The following is a 19,803-nucleotide window of genomic DNA, read 5'->3' on the forward strand; positions in this document are numbered from 1 at the left end:
TTTGTTATTTTGTTTTAATTGGAAAGTGATTTGTTTTAATAAAGGTACTTATGTGAACTATACATTTGTTTCCGGTAATTTTAAATTAAAAATTTAGTACTATGAACAGAGTTTTATTAATCTTGGCAATACTATTATGTGCACTAAGCGAAGGTGTTGCGCAAAATTTTCAGAAAGTAACCGGTACGGTTTCCGATCGGGAAGGAACGTTGCCTGGTGTAAATGTTTTTAATCTACGCAGTAAAAATGGAACTGTGACTGATGTCAATGGAGCTTACTCCATTGAAGCACATCGGGGAGATGTGCTTCAATTTTCCTATATAGGAATGGAGACTGTGGAGAAAAAAGTGGAGACGCAAACATTGAATATATCCATGTCGGAAAGTGCTTTAGCTTTGCAGGAAGTTGTTGCAATCGGTTACGGTACCTCAACTAAGAAAGACTTGACAGGAGCTGTGGCTTCTATCAAATTGGAGGATTCGCCGGTAATGATGTCACCTAACAACAATGTGCTTGAGTCGTTGAAAGGTTCTTTACCGGGTATGAATATTGGTATGGGTAGTTCGGCTGGCGCAACTCCTAGTTTCAGTATTCGTGGACAAAACTCCATAAAAGCGGGAACTAGTCCTTTATTGGTTGTCGATGGTATTATCGGGGGTGATTTTGCACAACTGAATCCGCAGGATATTGCCAGTATCGATGTATTGAAAGATGCGAGTTCTACCGCTGTATATGGATCGCGTGCCGCCAACGGTGTTATTATCGTTACGACTAAACGCGGAAAAACCGACAAACCTCAATTGAATTTCAGTATGAATTACGGTATTCAAAGTTGGACGCGCAAACCAGAGTTGATGAATGGGGAACAATATATCAAATTCAAACAGGATTATGCCCGTGCCGAAGGTGCGTCCGGAGTAGATTTGGAACCGGAATATTTACTTCGACCTAAAGAATATGATGCCTATAAGGCTGGTTCGGATATCAATTGGTTTGATGAGACAACTCAAACAGCTCCTACTCAGAATTATCAGCTAAGTGTTTCGGGTGCGAATGAAAAATTCAATTATTATGTATCGGCCAATTATTTGAATCAGGAAGGGCTAATGATAGGAGATAAGTTTGCCCGTACTTCTTTATTGGCTAAAATGGAGGCAAATTTGACCGATTGGATAAAAGCCGGTGTTAATTTAAGTGGAAATGAACGCGATTATTCCGGTGTATCCCCCGATATGTATACGGCCACTTACATTGGTCCGTGGGGATTTATGAATTCAACCTTTGCCGGTTTTGAAGATAAAATGGAACGTTATCCGGGTGGTAATACGACTTGGGGAAATCCGATGTGGGCAACAAATGGAATAGATGATAAAGATATTCGTTATGGCTTTAGCGCAAAAAGCTTCCTTGATATACGTTTGCCTTGGGTCGAAGGTTTGAGCTGGCGTATTAATGGGGCTTATAACGTAAACCAAACTCAGCAAGCTCGTTTTTATCACGAAGACCAGTATGTGAATACATTAAAAGAGAACGAATTGAGAGATCCTTCGCAATTTCTGAAAAATGCAAACGGTTACAATAAAAACAGTAACTCTAAAAGCTGGTTGATTAATCAGATATTGAATTATAACCGTGCTTTTGGGGAACACAAAATTGACCTGACTTTCATGTCTGAGCGTCAACGTTCGCACAGTGATGGTTCTGAAGCTAAAGCATCCGATTTTGAACAAGCCGGAACTACGGTGTTGGGATATGATGCGCTGGAGATGGGAGATCCGACGAAGCGAACAGTCGATACCTGGAAAGGTCAGACTTCTCAATTGGCTTATATGCTGCGTGCCAATTATGTATGGCGTAGCCGTTATCATGTATCGGCTAGTTTTCGTCGTGATGGATATTCGGCTTTTGCAGAAGGGCACAAATATGGTAACTTCAAATCAGTGGCTTTGGCCTGGACTATTTCTGAAGAAGACTTTCTGAAGAATGACCTGTTGAATTATTTGAAACTACGTCTTTCTTACGGTGAAAACGGGAATCCTTCCATAGATAGTTATTCAACTTTTCCAAAGGTCGGTTCAGGAGGATATATTTTTGGAACAGAATATCTAAAAACTCTTTATCAGAATTCGTTGGCAAATAAGAAATTAGGATGGGAACGTACGAATGCCTTCAATTTAGGTCTGGATTTTGGCTTTTTCAATGACCGTATGAGTGGAAATATTGAATATTATAACTCGAATACGAATGATCTACTTGTAGAACGTCGTTTGCCGACAACCAGTGGTTATAATAAGATTTTGGACAATATGGGAAAAGTATCTAACTGGGGTATTGAGGTAGGGCTTCATTCCCTTAACATTGAAACAAAAGATTTCCAGTGGAGCACTGATTTTTCTTTTTGGTTAAATCGCAATAAAATCAAATCTCTTTATGGTATTGATTCGGATGGAGACGGTATCGAGGATGATGACTTAAGCAACGGATGGTTCATCGGAAAATCTCTTGGGGCAGTTTACACATATACTACGGACGGAATTGTTCAGGAAAGTGATAAAGAGTATATGGATAAATACAATATGCAAGCGGGTGATGTGAAAATTGTAGATTTGGATAATAATGGAAAAATTGACTCAGATGATAAATCCATTATCGGATATACAAAGCCTAACTTCAATATGAATATGCGCAATACGTTTACGTATAAGAATTTTCAGTTATTTTTCAGTTTGGACTATATAGCCGGAGGAGGTAAGAATAATTATTATATATCTGATAACCGTAAAGGGTTTAATCCAAATCAGATGCCTGCTGCAAATTGGCTGAATGAGGAGTATTGGACCCCTGAGAATCCGTCGAATATCTCACCACGTGCAAACTATAACAATTCATATGGGTTAGGCTTTTACCAGTCTCGTTCATTTGTGCGTCTGCAAGATGTGACCTTCAGTTATACCTTTGACAAGCAATTATTGGATAAAACAAAATTTCTAACCAATGCACGTGTTTTTGTTACCGGGAAAAACCTATTGACATTCAGTGGATGGAGAGGCCTTGATCCGGAGGCAGGACAGCGTATTGGAGAAGGAAGCCCCAGTTTTAAAACTGTGAGCTTTGGTTTAAATGTTTCATTTTAATAATTAAAAGAAAGACATGGTTATGAAAAAAATAGCAATAGTAGTAGGCTTTTCTTGTCTGTTATTGACAGGTTGTAATGATAGTGCCTTCCTGCGTGAAAATCCGGATGGCTTTTTAACTGTAGATAATGCATTCTTGAATGTGAATCAGTTTAAAACAGGTATAAACCAGATGTATGCCCAAGTGCGTGCTCTTTATAATGCCAATGATGGTAGTGCGGACTGGATTTTGATGGGAGCAGGAACTGATGTTTTGATGATTCCTCGTGGAAATGGTTCAGATATGGCATATAATGATTGGGAACGTGTAGAATCTCAGGATGGAATAGCTAGTCGGTGGTGGAACTCTTGTTATGCTATCATAAAAAATAGTAATGAGTTATTAGTACAAACGGAGAACTTAAATGTAGTATGGACACAAGAGGGGCAAAAGGAAGAAATACAGGCCGAAATACGTTTCTTCAGGAGTTATGCTTATCGTTGTTTGGCCAATTTATTTGGGGGAGTACCTATTTTAGATACGCCTGTAACTGAACCAAAATTGGATTTTGTACGGGCTACACGTGCCGAAGTATATGATTTCGCTTGTAAGGATGCTGAATTTGCCGCAAAATATCTACCTATAAAGATTACTCAGGATGGGCGTGTTACACGTGCAACCGCTGACCATTTGTTGACAGAATTGTATATTGCTTTATCAGATAATGGAGGTATTAAAAGTTATGATAAAGCAATTGCCGCCGCTACTCGTGTGATTGACGGGACAGACGGGGATTATCGGTTGATGACTGAGCGTTTTGGCTCACGCATGGATGAAGCCGGTAAGGATGTTTACTGGGATTTGTTCAGAATGGGGAATCAAAATTATTTGGAGGCTGGCAATAAAGAATGTTTATGGGCTATACAGTTTGAATATAATACCCCGGGAGGGACGAATGTATTTGATCGCCCTCTGATAGAACGAACATTTTGGCCTGCTTTTTGGCAGAATAAGAAGTTTGGTTATGATGGTGTTGCTCGTGATTGGACAGGCCGTGGTGTTGCATGGTTACGACCGACAAATTTTATGATTTACGATGTTTGGGCTAATGCAGGAGATGACATCCGTAATTCGGATGCCAATATTGATCGTAAGTTTTATGCTCCAAAACCAATTATCAACGGTGTAGAGTCCGATATGGATACTATATATAAAACGCCGGTTATTCTTGCTGATGGAACAGAATTAATCATTGATTTAAAACCGGGTGATGAAATCAAGAAAGAATGGTTGACTACCCGTATGGATACGATGGAGCGTTATTTCCCTCGTTTCTTTAAGTTTGGTACGGATAAGCACCATGATGCAAAACCAGACAACGGGTATGTCCCCGATTATTACGTTTTCCGAGTTTCGGAGACGTATCTGTTACGTGCCGAAGCTTATTTGAAAGCAGGTAATAAAAGTGCTGCAACAGCCGATATCAATATAGTTCGTTCTCGTGCCAATGCTACTCCAGCAACCGAAGGGCTGGTGGATATCGACTATTTGTTGGATGAACGTGCTCGCGAATTGTTTGGCGAAGAATACCGTTATATGACCCTCTCACGTATGGGATTGGTATACGACCGTACCAAACGTCACGGATGGGAGTATTCTGCACAGTCTGTCCAGAAACATAATAATTTGTTGCCCATTCCCCAGTCTGCTATCGATGCAAATTTGGAAGCTGAATTGACACAAAATGAAGGTTATTGATTGATGTTTTATATGCCCCTCTGATACGGGAATAAATAAGGTTTCCGGTATCAGGGGGGTACTTTTCTTGCTTTATTACAATTCCCCGTCACTATCTCCGGGGTGGAGTTAACGTTAAGGAATGGGTGGAGTTAACGTTAGGGAATGGGTTACCCTTTCTTCTGCTTCTTATACTCCCTTGGCGACATCCCCATCACCTTGCTGAATAACCGGGAAAAATAATAGGTATCTTCTATACCTATTTTATAACAGATCTGGTTTACCTTCATATCCGTAAAGTCCAGTAGCTGGCAAGCCTGTTGTATCTTCAATTGGTTAAAATAAGTCAGGGGGGCATATCCGGTACGCTTGCTGAACAGGACGGAAAAATGGGAAGGGGAATAGCCTATATGGGTAGCCAGGTCTGCTAATGTTATTTTCTTTTCCAGGTTTTCTTTCATATAATGGATGGCAGCGGTAACGATATCGTTCTGATCCGATTCGTTACGGGCTGCTTCACGATATTGTTGGAGATAGCGTAAAGAACCTAAGTAATAATGGAAAGCAGAACAGGCATACAATAAGTTTTCATGGCTGTATCCCATCTCCAATGTGCGGAATATCTCTTCGAAAAGATCGTTTCGGTTGCTGATCCGGGACTGGACGCTCGGTTTTATTTCGATCGGACGGCTAGCCTGACCGGCAAAGTAAGAAGCCAGCTTCCCCTTGAAATGTATCCAGTAAATGGTCCAGGGATTCGTATCATCCGAACCGTAGGCATGCGTAACTCCGGCTGGCAGGATAAAATACTGGTTGGCTGTGACCGTATATTCCTGGTCGCCGCAACGGAACCATCCGGCTCCCTCTATACAATAAATGAAGACGAACTGGCAGATCGGCTCTTTCCGTTCACGGAAATGATGCAGAGCCTTTGGGTAATAACCGATGTCCGTAATGTGCAGGATCGATGAAAGCGCGTCTTTTTCCATCTCTTGTACGATAGACTGAGGTAATACAAGAGCCCGTTCTCCGCTAAAACCGTCTTTGAGTTTGATCATGGTACTGGATTTATAGATGTGCACAAAGATATATTATTTATATTATATCTTATTATTTGGGGAATGTAAATCGAAAGATTGTCCATCCTTAGGCCGGTTTTATCTATTTCACTATTAACCGGAAACCTGTTTCTTTGCACCATAACTTTAATACTAATGTCATGAAGCGAACAACAGCTTACTTATTACTTATTTGCCTGGTTTCAGCTATGGGCGGATTATTATTTGGTTACGACTGGGTAGTGATCGGAGGTGCCAAGATATTTTATGAACCCTTTTTCGGACTTGAAGGCTCTGCAGCCCTTCGTGGGTGGGCGATGAGTAGCGCCCTGATCGGTTGTCTGGCCGGTGCGTTGCTTTCCGGTGAATGGAGTGATAAGTACGGTCGGAAAAAGATGTTGGTTATCGCCTCTTTCCTTTTTGTATTGTCTGCCTACGGAACGGGGGCGGTCAATAGTTTTAACTGGTTTATCATTTATCGTATAGTCGGTGGATTCGGTATCGGTATCGCTTCGAACATTTCACCGGTATATATTGCAGAGGTCGCTCCGGCCTCTGTCCGGGGAAAGTTTGTTTCCCTGAATCAACTGACGATTGTTTTGGGTATCCTGATGGCGCAGTTGGCTAATTGGCAAATCGGAGAGTATTTTACGCAGGGGAGTGAAACGCTGAGTGCCAACAGTATCGAGTGGGCCTGGCGATGGATGTTCTGGGCGGAACTGATTCCGGCCGGATTGTTCTTTATCCTTTCTTTTATTATTCCTGAAAGTCCGCGCTGGCTGGCAACCGTGCAAAAGACGACCCAGGCACGGGCTATCCTGTTACGCATCGGCGGAGAGCAATATGCCGATCAGACGTTGGATGAACTGGCGCAACTGACCGATAAGAAAGAAGAAAAAGTAAACTGGGGAGCTCTGTTAAAGCCGGGTGTCCGGAACGTGCTCATTATCGGAATCGTATTAGCGATCTTCCAGCAATGGTGCGGTATCAATGTGATCTTTAATTATGCTCATGAGATATTTTCGGAAGCCGGTTATGCGGTGTCGGATGTCTTGATGAATATTGTAGTGACAGGGGTGACTAATGTGATCTTTACTTTTGTAGCCATCTATACGGTTGACAAATGGGGGAGACGAAGTCTGATGTTTGTCGGTTCGGCAGGGCTTGCTGTTATCTATGGAATATTGGGAACCTGCTATTTTTTTGAAGTAAGCGGCTGGCCGATGCTTCTGCTGGTAGTGATGGCGATTGCCTGCTATGCTATGTCTCTTGCACCGGTGGTTTGGGTGGTTCTTTCCGAGATATTCCCTGTAAGGATACGTGGGATGGCAATGGCTATCTCCACATTCTTCCTGTGGGCAGCCTGCTTCCTGTTGACATATACTTTCCCGATATTGAATGAAGCGGTGGGTGCTTCCGGAACCTTCTGGTTGTATGGTGCCATCTGTTTGAGCGGATTCTTCTTTATACGTGCAAAACTTCCTGAAACAAAAGGAAAAACATTGGAAGAACTGGAAAAAGAATTAACAAAATAAATATACTGAAATGACTGAGAATGTGAAAGTGTGGGAAGAAGATATCCTTCTTCCTACCTATGGTATTGGTAAAGCCGAAAAGAATCCGATGTTCCTGGAGAAGCGTGTTTACCAGGGAAGCAGCGGAGTGGTGTATCCTTATCCGGTAGTGGAAAAGATTGAAGATACCTGCGAAGAAAAGAGTTATCATGCTGTTTATCTTGAAAACGAATATATTAAAGTTATGATCCTTCCGGAGCTGGGTGGACGTGTACAGATGGCATACGATAAGATCAAAAACCGCCATTTCATCTACTATAACCATGTGATTAAACCGGCTTTGGTCGGTTTGACCGGTCCGTGGATTTCCGGTGGAATCGAGTTCAACTGGCCGCAACATCATCGTCCGAGTACGTTCCTGCCGATCGATTATACGATCGAACGTTGTGCCGACGGCAGTGCCATCGTTTGGGTGAGCGAGCGCGAACGTATGTTCCATCAGAAAGGGATGGCCGGTTTTACCCTTCGTCCGGGACGGGCTGTTCTGGAGATTCAGGGTAAACTGTATAACCCGACACCGATACCGCAGACGTTCCTTTGGTGGGCGAATCCGGCTGTGGCCGTAAATGATGCCTATCAATCGGTGTTCCCAGCCGATGTAAATGCCGTATTCGATCATGGTAAACGTGATGTGTCACGCTATCCGATTGCTACCGGTACTTATTATAAGATGGATTATTCGGCAGGAGTGGATATTTCCCGTTATAAGAATATTCCGGTTCCTACCTCTTATATGGCGATCCGTTCTAAATATAACTTTGTGGGAGGATACGAGAATGATACCCGGGCCGGTGTGCTTCACGTGGCAAACCATCATATCTCGCCGGGTAAGAAGCAGTGGACCTGGGGACATGGCGATTTCGGACAGGCCTGGGATCGTAACCTGACAGATTCCGACGGCCCTTATATCGAACTGATGACTGGTGTCTATACCGACAATCAGCCTGACTTCACCTGGCTTCAGCCTTATGAAGAAAAAACGTTTACCCAATACTTCATGCCTTATCGCGAACTGGGTGTGGTGAAGAATGCCTCTTCTGACCTTCTGATGAACCTGGAACCCGATGGAAAGGGCGCTTTATTGAAAGTTTTCGCTACTTCCGTGCAAAACGATTTGCATATTGTCGTGGAGAAAGCCGGAGAGGTTTGTCTGGATATTACCCGTGATATTACTCCCGAAAATATACTGGAGGAATTTGTTCCGGTTGCAGATTTGTGCGATGTGAAAGTCTGTATCCGTAACGCTAAAGGGAAGCAGATGTTATCCTGGGAACCGGAACCCGATGTGATTAAGGAAGTACCCGAACCCGCCAAAGCGGCTCTTGACCCGAAAGATGTGCGTACCACCGAACAGCTGTATCTGACAGGCTTGCATCTGGAACAATATCGCCATGCCACTTATTCGGCAACCGATTATTATGAAGAGGCTCTTCGCCGTGATGCGACCGATGTGCGTAATAATAATGCGATGGGATTGTGGTTGATTCGTAAAGGTCAGTTTGCCAAGGCAGAACCTTATCTGCGCCAGGCGGTAAAAACACTGACGGAACGTAATCCGAATCCTTATGATGGCGAGCCATTATATAATCTGGGCCTTTCTTTGAAATATCAGGGAAAAACAGAAGAAGCATATGACTCTTTCTATAAAGCCTGTTGGAATGCAGCCTGGCAGGATGCCGGCTACTATTCCCTGGCTCAGTTATCGGCAGCACGCGGAGATTGGGAAGAGGCTCTCTATGAAATAGATAAATCTTTACTTCGCAACTGGCATAATCTGCGGGGACGCCATTTGAAAGCGGCTATCCTTCGTCATCTGGGACGGAAGGATGAGGCACTGGCTTTGATTGAGGATTCTCTGCGTATCGACCATTTCAATTTCGGTTGTGGTTTTGAAAAGTACCTGATTACCGGAGTTGAGGCTGACCTGAAAGAATTGCTCGCTCTGATGCGTCCGGAGGCCCATAATTATGAAGAGTTGGCTTTGGATTATGCATCTGCCGGCTGTTGGGAGGAAGCATTGATGGTGGCTGAAACGGCTATCAGTCAAAATGTTTCGGGGCAGACTATGCTTCATTATTATAAAAGCTGGTTCCTGATTCAACTGGATCGTAAAGAAGAAGCCCTGGCGGCTATCCGTGAAGCGGAACAGCAATTGCCTGATTGTTGTTTCCCGAATGTATTGGAGGCAATTCTTGCTCTACAGTCTGTTATCGGGTTTGCAACAGAAACTCCGAAAGCTTTGTATTATCTGGGTAATTTGTGGTACGACAAGCGTCAGTATCTGGAAGCAATCACTTGCTGGGAGACTTCCATGCAGCAGGATGATACCTTCCCGACCGTCTTGCGTAATCTTTCCCTGGCTTATTTCAATAAGCTGAATAGGCAGGAAGAGGCGGTTACTCTGCTTGAAAAGGCTTTTGCGCTCGATATGACGGATGCCCGTATCCTGATGGAGCTTGATCAATTGTATAAACGCCTGAATCGTTCGCATGAAGACCGTCTGGCTTTCCTTGAAAAGCATAAAGATATAGCTTTCCAGCGTGATGATTTGTATTTGGAATATCTCACCTTACTGAATCAACTCGGACGATATGAAGAAGCAATCCGTATGATCGATGCCCGTAAGTTCCATCCGTGGGAAGGGGGAGAAGGCAAGGTTCCGGCACAATACCAGCTGGCTCGTGTAGAATTAGTAAAGCAGTTATTAGCTGAAAAGAAATATGAAGAAGCTCTGGCTTTGATTGAGGAATGTTTCTTCTATCCGCATAATCTGGGCGAAGGCAAACTATATGGTGCACAGGAAAACGACTTCAATTATTATAAAGCCTGTGCGTTGTCAGAGTTGGGACGCAAAGAAGAAGCGACGGAGTTATTCCTGGCTGCCAGCATCGGAAACAGCCAACCAGCTGCCGCTATGTATTATAACGATCAGAAACCGGATAAGATATTCTATCAGGGATTGGCTTTACGCAAACTGGGACGTGAAGAAGAGGCTCGCGGACGCTTTAATAACCTGATTTCTTATGGCGAAAAGCATCTGTATGATGTCTTTAAGATGGATTATTTCGCTGTATCCTTACCTGATTTACAGATATGGGAAGATGATATGAATAAAAAGAACCGTATCCATTGTAATTACCTGATGGCATTAGGCCACTTGGGATTAGGAAATAACGAGAAAGCAATGAAATATTTCAATATCGCTGCCGAAATGGATAACAACCATCAGGGAGTACAAATACATCAGAAGATGATCTGATCTTTTCCGATAGCATGAGCAGTGCTTTTTATAGTATTTTTGGAGATACTCATTTAAGGAAGAAATAATAAATATGTTGAAGGTTTTTTTATCTATATGTATAACACTGATGTTGCTGACTTCTTGCCAAAAGCCATCGTCAGAGATCTCTTTGGCGGGCAAGTGGCAGTTTGCTATGGACAGTACCGATATCGGGATAACGGAGAAATGGTTTGAACGTTCGTTTGCTGATAAAATACAGCTGCCCGGAACGACCGATGAAGCGGGATATGGCATTCCGAATACACTTCTTCCTTCAGTGGAGAAACCGCAGATTCTTCACCTGACCCGTAAAAATAGTTATGTCGGTCCGGCCTGGTATTCGCGGGAAATATCCATTCCATCGAATTGGGAGGGGAAGTCAATAGAACTAAAACTCGAACGTGTTATCTGGCAAACTTCTGTTTGGGTAGATGATAACCCTGTGCAGGGAAGTTGTGAAAGCCTGATAAGTCCGCATCGATTCGATCTGACTGGTTATCTGACACCCGGTAAGCACAAACTGACGATTCGTGTGGACAACAGGAAACAACATGATATTACTGTAAACGATATGGCGCATGCCTATACCAATGAAACACAGATTATGTGGAACGGTATAATCGGTGATATCTCTCTGATAGCAAAAGAAGCCCTTTCCATCGAAGATTTGCAGGTTTATCCGGACGTATCAGGCAAACAAATCCGTATAAAGGGAAAAGTTTCCAATACGGGTGAAGCTACAGAAGGTTCGCTCTCGGTAAAGGTAGAAAATCAAAAAAGTGGATTGGTCGTATCTGTCCTTAAACAAAAAGTGGATTTTCAATCAGGCGAAAACCTTGTAAATCTAACCTGTTCAATGGGGGACTCGATAGAAATGTGGAATGAGTTTAACCCTGTTTTATATAAAGTGGATTTAGAGGTGAATGCAGGTTCGGTTAAAACGGAAAGGAGTACAAAGTTTGGCATGCGCGAATTCAGCCGGAATCAATCGGATTTGCTATTGAACGGAAATAAGGTCTTTCTGCGAGGTACACTCGAATGTTGTATCTTCCCGCTGACCGGACGTCCTCCGATGGAACCGGAAGGATGGAAGAAAGTGTTCCTTACGGCTCGCGAATGGGGATTGAACCATCTGCGTTTCCATTCCTGGTGTCCACCCGAAGCCGCTTTCCAGGTGGCAGATTCATTGGGATTCTATTTACAGGTAGAGCTTCCGCTATGGTCGGTAAAAGTGGGAGAAGATTCTCATACAAACGACTTCCTGTATGCTGAAGCTGACCGTATACTTGCAGAGTATGGCAATCATCCCTCTTTCTGTTTCTTCAGCCTGGGGAATGAACTGCAACCGGATTTTGAATTCTTGTCGCGGTTGTTGAAGCATACCAAAGAACAGGACTCGAGACATTTATATACAACCACTTCTTTTACATTTGAAAGAGGACATGGTGACTGGCCTGAACCGGATGACGATTTCTTTATCACGCAATGGACTAAGAAAGGCTGGGTGAGAGGCCAGGGTGTATTTGATTCCCAATCTCCTTCGTTTGACAAGGACTATATCGCTTCTGTCGAAGGAATGGATGTTCCGCTTGTTACTCATGAGATCGGGCAATATTCTGTTTTCCCTAACCTGAAAGAGATAGATAAATATACCGGAGTCCTGGATCCTTTAAACTTTAAAGGCGTAAAGCAGGAACTGGAGAAAAAAGGCTTATTGGATAAGGCTGACGATTACCTGAAAGCATCCGGTTATCTGGCGTCTATCTTATATAAGGAAGAGATTGAACGTGCGATGAAAACGGCAGGTTGCAGCGGTTTCCAGTTATTGGACCTGCATGACTTCCCGGGGCAGGGAACTGCTTTAGTCGGATTGCTGGATGCCTTTTGGGATAGCAAAGGTGTAACTGATGCAGAAACATTCCGCCAGGCCTGCTCGCCGGTAACACCTCTGGTTCGTTTCCCGAAAGCAGTTTATACGAGTGGGGAATCTTTTACAGCGTCTGTCGAAGTTGCTAATTTCACAGATAAAGAACTGAAAGATCAGTCTGTTTCCTGGATACTGAAAGATGAAAAGGGAAAAGAAATTGGAAAAGGCATGATGTCCTGCCCTTCGCTGTCAATTGGATTGAATAGATTGTCGGAGGTGATTACCTGTCCGTTGGCGCAGCAGGAAGCGGCTCGGTTACTCTTGTCCGTTGCTTTGGATAATACTCCATATAAGAATGAATGGAGTATTTGGGTTTATCCGTCCGAATTGAATCCGGTGAAGGATGATGTCGTTGTTACCCGTGATTTACGGGAAACTCAGAAGGCGCTTGCCGATGGAAAGAAGGTTTTATATAATCCGGACTATAAAAAGATAGAAGGGTTGGAAGGTAAATTTGTCCCTGTATTTTGGAGTCCGGTTCATTTTCCGAAGCAGGCAGGTTCGATGGGAATCCTTTGTGAGGCGTCTCATCCGGCATTCGCCCATTTCCCGACAGGCAATTATACCGATTGGCAATGGTGGTCGCTGCTGAAGCAATCAAAAACGATTGTTATGGATAACCTGCCGTCCGTGACCCCTTTGGTGGAAGTTGTCGATAACTTTGCTAATAACCGCCGTTTGTCAAACCTGTTTGAAGTAAAAGTAGGTGAAGGAAAATTGCTTTTCTGCTCAATGGATATATTGTCGGACTGGGAACAGCGTCCGGAAGCCCGGCAGTTGTATTTTAGTTTGCTTGAATATATGAAAAGTGATTCGTTTGATCCGTCAAGTGCGATGGAATCGGATGTTTTGGCTCAATTGTTTAAATCCGGTCTCTCTTCGGGAGCAAGTAATCCGGAAGATATTTATTGATTAATGTAAAGATGTAACTTATGAAGAAGCTGTTTATCGTATTATTTGCTTTAATGACAGGGATGACTTGGGCACAGCAATCTCCTGTTACTGCCGGCAGCGACGGAAAGTCGTGGACATTGGCAACACGTTCTTTTATCTATCAGATCCGTGTTTCGGATCAGGGAAAGGTGAATATGTTCTATTTTGGCGATAAAAGTCAGAATCCGGACATGCTGCGGAATCCGCTGGGGGAAGAAGTGACTGTCCGTGGCGGTTATTCTGCTACGACACCGATGTTGGAAGCCGTTTTTAAAGACCGGGTAAGGGATATCGAACTCACTTACGAAGGGTCGGAAATGCTGACGCAGGATGGGTATGCCACATTGGTTATCCGTCAGAAGGATAACTATTATCCGTTGGCTATTACCGAATATATCCGTGTTCTGCCGGAATACGATTTGCTTGAGAAATGGATAGAAATAAAGAATACCGGAAAGAAAGGGAATATTGAAATAGAAAATGCCCAGTCCGGAACGTTCTTCCTTCCGAAGAACGCTTATGAGCTGACGCATCTGTCCGGCAGATGGGGCTATGAGTATCAAATGAATGTAACCAAACTGACACAGGGCTTGAAGACGATTCAGACAAAAGACCTGCGTTCGTACGGTTCCTCTTTCTTTGCAATCAGACCCGAAGGCGAACAGGAAGAGACTTATGGCGAAGTATGGTTCGGCTCTTTACAATATAGTGGTAACTGGCGGATGGACTTTGAGAAGTATGCTCCCGGAGAAGTTCAGGTTACCGGAGGAATAAATTTCTGGGACCAGTTGTTGGTTCTACAGCCGGGAAAGAGTTTTACCACTCCTAAGATGATGATCGGATATACCAGCCGGGGGATGGAAGGCGTTTCACAGAACCTGGCTTCGTTTACCCGTGAAAAAGTCCTGTATCCTTCTCATCGCGATCAGGTTCGTCCGGTTTTATATAACAGCTGGTATGCCACCACTTTTGATGTGAATGAAGAACATCAGTTGGCTTTGGCAAAGATCGCAAAAGATTTGGGCGTTGAAGTCTTTGTTATTGACGACGGTTGGTTTAAAGGCCGTATCAACGATAAAGGTGGTCTGGGTGACTGGACGGTCGATAAGAATAAATTCCCTAACGGCTTGCAACCGATGATCGAGAAAATCAATGCTCTGGGACTGGATTTCGGTATCTGGATAGAGCCGGAAATGGTAAATCCGAACAGTGACCTGTACCGCCAGCATCCCGACTGGGTGTTCCATTATCCGAACCGTACCCGGCATGAAACCCGTAATCAGTTGATGCTGAACCTGGCACGTGAAGATGTCTATCAGTATTTATATAGCTGCTTCTCTACGTTGTTACGTGAAAACAATATAAAGTTTATCAAATGGGATATGAATCGGGGTGTGACAGAACCTGGATTCCTGTCAGCTCCGACCGATGAACAGCGGGCCGTTCGTATTAAATACATCGAGAATCTGTACCGTTTGTTTGAAACATTGCGTGCGGAATTTCCCGAAGTATGGTTCGAAAACTGTGCCGGAGGTGGCGGTAGGGTTGACCTGGGTATGATGGCCCGTACCGATTTCTGCTGGGCAAGCGATAATACCGACCCGGTGGAACGCACGTTCATCCAGTATTCTTTCCTGAATGCCTTCCCGTCTAATTCTATGATTAGCTGGGTGACGCAGGAGGACTGGCATAACCAGAGGCATCCGCTTGAATTTAAGTTCGATGTATCCCTGTGCGGTGTCCTGGGTGTTGGTTATGATATTACGAAATGGTCTGACAAGGAAAAAGAGGTTGCCCGTGAGAAGATTGCTCTTTATAAAGAAATTCGTGAAACGGTTCACAAAGGTGATCATTACCGTTTGGTGTCGCCTTACGAGAATAACCGGAGCGTGCTTCAGTTCGTCAATAAACCGAAATCCGAATCAGTTGTGTTTGTGTATAATCTGGCAGAATATCCGGATAATGCCATACCGGAAACCAAACGTCCTAAAAAGGTAAAACTGCGTGGTCTGGAACCTGATGCCTCTTACCGGATTGAAGGTATGGATGGCCTTTATGCCGGTCGTCAGTTGATGAATATCGGAGTGGAATTTCCCTTGTACGGAGCATTCAAAAGCCGTATATTTAAGATTGTAAAACAATAATACATGGTTTGTCAGTTGAATTTATTGTCTGCATCAGTATTCAGCGGAGAGGGTTCAACCTCTTCCGCTGAACTGGTTACATTAAAGAACCGTAACGGCCTTGTCGCCCAATTCACCAATTATGGTGCCCGCTGGGTGAGTATGTGGACACCCGACCGTGATGGCTGTATGGGGGATATTCTCCTTGGTTTCGATACGCTCGACGGTTATTTGATGGCAGGCGAGCAATATCATGGTGCGATAGTAGGCCGTGTCTGCGGACGAATTAATAATGCCCGTTTTACATTAGAAGGACAAGAGTATTTACTGGCTTCCAATGATGCTTATGGAAAACCTGTCCGCAATCATTTGCACGGTGGAATGGCCGCTTTTCACAATCGTTTCTGGAAATCCCGCCTGTTTGTCACTTCTTCCGGAGAGGAAGCCGTCGAATTTACAACCTGTTCCCCAAACGGGGAAGAAGGCTATCCGGGAAACCTCGAAGTAAAGGTGACTTACCTGCTGAAAGATAATAATACCCTGCGGATGGAGTGCGAAGCAACAACCGACCGCCTAACACCTGTCAATCTCACGAATCATGCTTTCTTTAACCTGCAATCATCCTTTGGTATTACAGATAAAAAGAATGTTTTATCTCACAATCTTACCCTGAATGCTTCCGCTATCATTGAATGTGATAATGGATTAATCCCTACGGGCCGGTTATTACCTGTAAACGGTACCTTGCTGGATTTTCGTTTGCCCCACACTATTGCTTCGTCTTTGACAGAAGAACATTCACAAATACAAAAAGGCAAAGGTTTTTCCCTGGCGTATGCCCTGGATAAAAAAGAAGCGAGCGAACTAAGTTTTGCCGCTTGTTTGTCGGATGAAATCAGCGGAAGAAAGATGGATATTTATACAAATCAACAATCTGTGCAGGTATATAACGGTTATTTTATGGACGGAACGGATATTGGAAAGGGGGATACTCCTTATTATGCCAGTGCCGGCATCGCCATCGAAACCCAGGGATATCCGGATGCTCCGAACCAACCGTCTTTTCCCTCCATTTTAATAGATAAAACAGAAAAGTATAGGCATGTCGCTGAATACCAGTTTGGAGTTGATTGAGTTTGAAAGAAGGAACAAAAAATATTGAGGGTACGCCGCCTGGATTTTTATCAGCCAGGGACGTACCCTCTTTTATTTGTAATCAGATTTACTTTAAGCCTAATTTTGTTTTGATAGCTTTTGGGATAGCGTCTTTATGAACCATTACATAAATGGTTTTAGCGCGGACGAAGCTTTCCGACATATTCAGGTAGCCACCGAACTTATTACGATCTGTGCCCCATGAATTTTTGGTGATGTAATACTTGGTGCCGTTCTGGTCCTTGGCGATACCGGTCAGATGCATCAGATGGTCATCGGTAGTCACGAATGCTTCGAAACCTTCCTGACGGACTTCGGGGGTTACTTTTACTTCCGGATACGGCTGTTCGAATTTGTATACTTCTTCCAGGCGCTCTTTCTCGTCCATCTTTTCGAAACGGGCGCGGTCGGTATTCGAAAGGTCTTCCACCTTCTTTACTTCCGGATTGATGGCTACACCGTTCTTGAAGGAAAAGCCTTTTTCGCTGACATCACCGTCCCAGCATACGGTGAAACCGTTGTTCAGGGCATAATCGACTGTCTCGATCATTTCGTCGAGCGGCAGGTTATACATGAGCTGATGTTCCCAGTTGTCCGGTACTTCGACGTCGAATTTTACATAATACGGATGATGGGTGAAGCTCGTCAGTTCGATGTAATCGTCCATATTCAGACCCAGAGATTCGGCAAATGTCTTGGGAGTATATTCTTTCCCTTTGTAAGTGAATGTTGCCGGAAGCTGTCCCAGGTAGGTATCGAACAGGTTTTGTATCAGCTTGTCGTATTCAGGGCTGCGTTTCTTATTTTTTACCGCAACATCAGCGATAGCTTTCATATATTGAGCCATTTCGCTGTGATTGTGGCGTTCGGAATTGTAGTTGATCCCTTTGTAAACCTCTTCAGGAACGATTCCTACCTGACGGTATGCATTTTTAAAAGTATGTGCCAGACTGCCTTGTCCGATATTTCCTTCGCCACGTCGCAGGTAATTGTCCTGTAACTGGTTCATATATTTCTGGCGTACGATGAACATTTCGGAGAGGTCGTATTCTCCCTTTCCCATGCGTAACAACTCCGATTCCATAAATGAGGTGGTGGCGAAACACCAGCAAGTACCGGTGGCTGCCTGATTTTTTACCGGGGTAGCCGGAACTGTCACGACTTCGGTAAACTGATAACCTTGTGCGAATGTGCTGAGTGCGGAAAGCAGCAAGGCGCAGGATATGAATAATGCTTTCATAAAATATGATTTAATAGTTTGTAATCGTTATTTAGAAACCTCGTGCAAACATCTTCCAGAACTCGTCAGCCATTTCGCGCCAGCGTTGCATGGTAGCCCCGGCAAAGTCGGAAGTATAGCCGGTCAGATAGGCATTTGCAGCTTCATCGCCTTTCGTTTGTTGAATTTGTTTGTATTGAGCCTCAACAAAAGGTAATTCTGTTTGTCCTTTTTCTTCGAAATGGGCGATAGCCGTTTGCATTTTCTCTTTTGTCAGTCCCCAGCGTACGGTTGCCAGTTTATTGGCTTCGCGGAACGACCAGATGGCGGCATCAGTACGATGGCGATGCTGTCCGCAGATACCGAAACTGGGAGGAAGTGCGGTGGAGCCGGAGAAAACAGGAATACGCGGGCTCTGTCCCGGATTGTCGAATGACAACCAGGCAACCCCTCCGACTGCATCAGGCAGCCAGTTTCGTAACTGGATAACATGGGAGTAAGAACATTGGGGAACGGCTACCAAACGGTTGCGGTCGACCGTCCCAGGCTTTATTTCATTCAACATATTGATCATATCGGTTGTCATCCAGGGATTGGCGGCCGGGCTGGTGATAGAATCTTTATCCGAACTGTCTTTCTTTTTGGATGGGACTTTCAGATTTTTGGTTGTATCCCAGTCTGTCCCTTCATAGGTTGCACGCAAAAGAGCCATTACATCGGTTACGGCTACCTGCTTATCCGGTTTTACGCTCAATGGCAGTTCTTCCGAATCATACGATAGCTTCAGGGAAGGAGCAAGGCTGTTCAGGATAAAGAACTCACGCAGGCTAAACGATTTCAGTTCGCCGAAATAGTTCCCTCCGCTGTAAGCCTTCCAGAAACGGAACGGTTCTTTCCCATCCCAGAATCCCATCTTTTTGGCAACATCGAAGACATTGGCGGAAGCCATATAATTGTCTTTATCCTTTAAATCCAAAGTAGATATGCGGGAGATATTAGCCGATACGCTGACATGGTCGTCCGGAATGCGGACAGCTGCCCAAACTCCGCCGATTTTGTCCGGCCCTTCGCCGAAAACTTCAAATATCCAGACTTCATCCGGGTCGGCAATTGTCAGGCATTCGCCGGAATCGCCATAACCGTGTTCTTTGACCAGTTCACCGATCAGGCGAATGGCATCGCGGGCAGTCGTGCAACGTTGAAGAGCAATCTTTTCCAACTCTTCGATCATGAACATACCTTTCTTGTTAACCAGTTCTTTCCGTCCGGAAATAGTCGTTTCTCCGATGCCCAGTTGTTTTTCGTTGAGGCAAGGGTAGGAGGTATTCAGGAACTGATAGGTGGAACGGGCCTGCGGGATGGTTCCTTTTAATTCGACGTTGGTCTGGTCGTCCGGATATTCCGTATGCATCAGTCCGTTCCGGATGGCGACGGTCGTGTCGCGGTCATAGGTGGCGGCTGGGACAATATCCATCCAGGTACGGTAATTTCCGTCGCAAGTGTGGCTGGTCATTACCGAGCCGTCGGCAGAGGCTTTCTTGCCGACCATAATACTAGTGCAACTTTCCGGTGTGTTGACCGGCTGGGCGTATTCTATCTCCTGCGCTGATGTAATAAGACAGTGGCAGATAAGTGTAAGAGTAAAGATAAACAATCTGTTCATGTGTTTGTCATTTGATTTAA

10 protein-coding genes are annotated in these 19,803 nt (G+C 44.3%); 7 read left to right on the forward strand and 3 right to left on the reverse strand.

From position 1 onward, the window contains the following. Positions 1-101: 101 nt before the first annotated feature. Both NBH15_RS15310 and NBH15_RS15315 read left to right on the forward strand, forming a co-directional pair. Complete coding sequence (locus NBH15_RS15310) at positions 102-3,134, forward strand: SusC/RagA family TonB-linked outer membrane protein (protein ID WP_250823003.1); 3,033 nt, start codon at positions 102-104, stop codon at positions 3,132-3,134. Positions 3,135-3,156: 22 nt separating this feature from the next. Beyond that, the gene (locus NBH15_RS15315) at positions 3,157-4,872 is read left to right on the forward strand and encodes a RagB/SusD family nutrient uptake outer membrane protein (protein WP_250823004.1); all 1,716 of its coding nucleotides are present in this window, start codon (positions 3,157-3,159) and stop codon (positions 4,870-4,872) included. A gap of 149 nt (positions 4,873-5,021) precedes the next feature. On the opposite strand, the gene NBH15_RS15320 is transcribed toward NBH15_RS15315, so the two are convergent. Beyond that, complete coding sequence (locus tag NBH15_RS15320) at positions 5,022-5,909, reverse strand: AraC family transcriptional regulator (RefSeq protein WP_048316865.1); 888 nt, start codon at positions 5,907-5,909, stop codon at positions 5,022-5,024. Between the two features lie 161 nt (positions 5,910-6,070). On the opposite strand from NBH15_RS15320, the gene NBH15_RS15325 reads away from it, so the two are divergent. The 5 genes from NBH15_RS15325 to NBH15_RS15345 all read left to right on the forward strand — a co-directional run bounded on the left by NBH15_RS15325 (position 6,071) and on the right by NBH15_RS15345 (position 16,880). Further along, the gene (locus NBH15_RS15325) at positions 6,071-7,444 is read left to right on the forward strand and encodes a sugar porter family MFS transporter (RefSeq protein WP_250823005.1); all 1,374 of its coding nucleotides are present in this window, start codon (positions 6,071-6,073) and stop codon (positions 7,442-7,444) included. 10 nt (positions 7,445-7,454) lie between these two features. Beyond that, entirely contained in the window at positions 7,455-10,742 is a 3,288-nt protein-coding gene (locus NBH15_RS15330; protein WP_250823006.1) for a tetratricopeptide repeat protein, read from the forward strand. A 73-nt stretch (positions 10,743-10,815) separates the two neighbouring features. Then, positions 10,816-13,602 (forward strand): glycoside hydrolase family 2 protein, encoded by a 2,787-nt coding sequence (locus NBH15_RS15335; RefSeq protein WP_128134121.1) that lies wholly within the window; start codon positions 10,816-10,818, stop codon positions 13,600-13,602. Between the two features lie 20 nt (positions 13,603-13,622). Continuing rightward, the gene (locus tag NBH15_RS15340) at positions 13,623-15,767 is read left to right on the forward strand and encodes an alpha-galactosidase (RefSeq protein WP_128134122.1); all 2,145 of its coding nucleotides are present in this window, start codon (positions 13,623-13,625) and stop codon (positions 15,765-15,767) included. A 3-nt stretch (positions 15,768-15,770) separates the two neighbouring features. Beyond that, positions 15,771-16,880, forward strand: coding sequence for an aldose epimerase family protein (locus NBH15_RS15345; RefSeq protein WP_244050447.1), 1,110 nt, complete (start codon positions 15,771-15,773; stop codon positions 16,878-16,880). 88 nt (positions 16,881-16,968) lie between these two features. Here the strand turns inward: NBH15_RS15345 and NBH15_RS15350 are convergent, their stop codons facing one another. Both NBH15_RS15350 and NBH15_RS15355 read right to left on the reverse strand, forming a co-directional pair. Beyond that, complete coding sequence (locus tag NBH15_RS15350; RefSeq protein WP_128134123.1) at positions 16,969-18,141, reverse strand: C1 family peptidase; 1,173 nt, start codon at positions 18,139-18,141, stop codon at positions 16,969-16,971. A 31-nt stretch (positions 18,142-18,172) separates the two neighbouring features. Beyond that, the gene (locus NBH15_RS15355; RefSeq protein WP_244050446.1) at positions 18,173-19,783 is read right to left on the reverse strand and encodes a dipeptidase; all 1,611 of its coding nucleotides are present in this window, start codon (positions 19,781-19,783) and stop codon (positions 18,173-18,175) included. Between the last annotated feature and the right edge of the window lie 20 nt (positions 19,784-19,803).

Source organism: Parabacteroides caeci (assembly GCF_023656795.1).
Lineage (GTDB): Bacteria > Bacteroidota > Bacteroidia > Bacteroidales > Tannerellaceae > Parabacteroides > Parabacteroides segnis.

Excerpts from the sequence above, each read along its gene's own strand:
- NBH15_RS15315 (WP_250823004.1), top strand. The coding sequence starts at position 3,157 with ATGAAAAAAATAGCAATAGTAGTAGGCTTTTCTTGTCTGTTATTGACA.
- NBH15_RS15335 (WP_128134121.1), top strand. The coding sequence starts at position 10,816 with ATGTTGAAGGTTTTTTTATCTATATGTATAACACTGATGTTGCTGACT.
- NBH15_RS15355 (WP_244050446.1), bottom strand. The coding sequence starts at position 19,783 with ATGAACAGATTGTTTATCTTTACTCTTACACTTATCTGCCACTGTCTT.
- NBH15_RS15320 (WP_048316865.1), bottom strand. The coding sequence starts at position 5,909 with ATGATCAAACTCAAAGACGGTTTTAGCGGAGAACGGGCTCTTGTATTA.
- NBH15_RS15330 (WP_250823006.1), top strand. The coding sequence starts at position 7,455 with ATGACTGAGAATGTGAAAGTGTGGGAAGAAGATATCCTTCTTCCTACC.
- NBH15_RS15350 (WP_128134123.1), bottom strand. The coding sequence starts at position 18,141 with ATGAAAGCATTATTCATATCCTGCGCCTTGCTGCTTTCCGCACTCAGC.
- NBH15_RS15310 (WP_250823003.1), top strand. The coding sequence starts at position 102 with ATGAACAGAGTTTTATTAATCTTGGCAATACTATTATGTGCACTAAGC.
- NBH15_RS15340 (WP_128134122.1), top strand. The coding sequence starts at position 13,623 with ATGAAGAAGCTGTTTATCGTATTATTTGCTTTAATGACAGGGATGACT.
- NBH15_RS15345 (WP_244050447.1), top strand. The coding sequence starts at position 15,771 with ATGGTTTGTCAGTTGAATTTATTGTCTGCATCAGTATTCAGCGGAGAG.
- NBH15_RS15325 (WP_250823005.1), top strand. The coding sequence starts at position 6,071 with ATGAAGCGAACAACAGCTTACTTATTACTTATTTGCCTGGTTTCAGCT.